General features: G+C 34.5%; 1 protein-coding gene and 1 pseudogene. Both read left to right on the top strand.

Features of this window, described 5'->3' with window-relative positions:
• Positions 1 to 178 (top strand): annotated as a pseudogene (locus F6K20_RS38210) (metal ABC transporter permease); the annotation flags it as partial.
• A gap of 235 nt (positions 179 to 413) precedes the next feature.
• On the top strand, positions 414 to 1483 hold a 1070-nt coding region (locus tag F6K20_RS38205; RefSeq protein WP_287298386.1), incomplete at its 3' end, for an ATP-binding protein.

The following is a 1483-nucleotide window of genomic DNA, read 5'->3' as shown; positions in this document are numbered from 1 at the left end:
AAGCTATTATTTTAATTGGCCATCAGGTCCAGCAATTGTAATGGTAATCTTTAGCTTATTTTTCCTGGCATTTTTGTTTAGCCCAACCCAAGGTATTCTAACGGAGCCAGCGATAGCAGGTCGCCCTGCTAAGTTATTGACTTTGCTGAAAGAATTATTGAGATTGAATCGAGGGTAAGCAATCAGCTTAAGCGCTACGCGCACGCTACGCGTTCAGCTATCAGCTTAAGCGCTACGCGCACGCGTGCGCGTTCAGCAATCAGCTATTAGCAATCAGCTATTAGCTATCAGCATGTTAAACATGGTAATAGCATCTATACATGCTAAACTATAACTAAATAACTAAAGACTAGTTTAGTGTAAGGGCTAGCAACAGCCATGCACTAGACCTCAGCTTACTCTAATCTCTGGTCATGGCTGAAAAACTTACAGTTAAAAATTTTGCTGGTATCGAGGAACTAGAGATTGAGGTTAAACGAATCAATATCGTGATTGGACCTCAAGCTAGTGGCAAAAGTGTATGTGCTAAACTTCTTTTTTACTTTAAAAACTTTGTTTGGAAAATTTTAGCTACAGTAGAAAATGAACAAACTAAACCTGACCTAGATTCAAGCTCAAGCTACTCTCAAACTTTTCAAGAGTACTTTCCCCCAGATTCATGGGGAGAGCATGATTTCTATATTAAGTATGAAATATCTAATGTTTTTATTGAAATTAGCAGAAATCAAGATAATAAAAGCAGAATCAATATTAATTATTCAGAATTTTTTAAAAATTTGAAAGAAGAGCTATTAACAGATAAACTAAATAAATTCGATAGACAACGAGATTTTATCAATAGCCTGATAGAAATTAAAAATCAGTTTACAGAAGAAAATAACAAAAAAACTGATGATATAATTCCTGCATTAAATGTGATTGAAATCTTATTAGAAAAAGTAAAAGAAAATCCAGAAAGTTTAGAAATATTAAAAGAAAATCTAGAAAGTAATGAAACTATAATAAAACAGTCATTTCCAAGAGAACAATTAACAGAATTTTTGAGGATTTCATTATGCGATGAGGCAGCTTATACCCAGCTTTTTATTCCTGCTGGTCGCTCCTTTTTTGCTAATATCCAAAGTAGTATATTTTCTTTGATTTCTAATAAGAGTGTTATCGAGCCCTTTATGATCGAGTTTGGTTCCACTTACGAACGTATAAAACGTTTGAATGTGAGAATCATGAAAGAAAATGAAAATAGACAAGAAAAAAAGATAAACGATGAAATCGACAGGCTTATCAAGGAAATTTTATGTGGGGAACATATACAGGAAAAAGGCGAAGATTTTGTGAAGATGGCAGATGGAAGACGGATTAGTATTGCCAACTCTTCTTCCGGTCAGCAAGAAACATTTCCCCTGACGATTATACTTTCAGCATTACCTTTTTTAGTTGAAGCTCGTTCCCCTGGACAAACTGTTTATATTGAGGAACCAGAAGA

Origin of the sequence: Moorena sp. SIO2C4 (genome assembly GCF_010672485.1) — a bacterium.
Classification (GTDB): Bacteria; Cyanobacteriota; Cyanobacteriia; order Cyanobacteriales; family Coleofasciculaceae; genus Moorena; species Moorena producens.
Note: the sequence above shows the minus strand (reverse complement) of the source record. Positions and strands in the feature narration are given on the sequence as shown.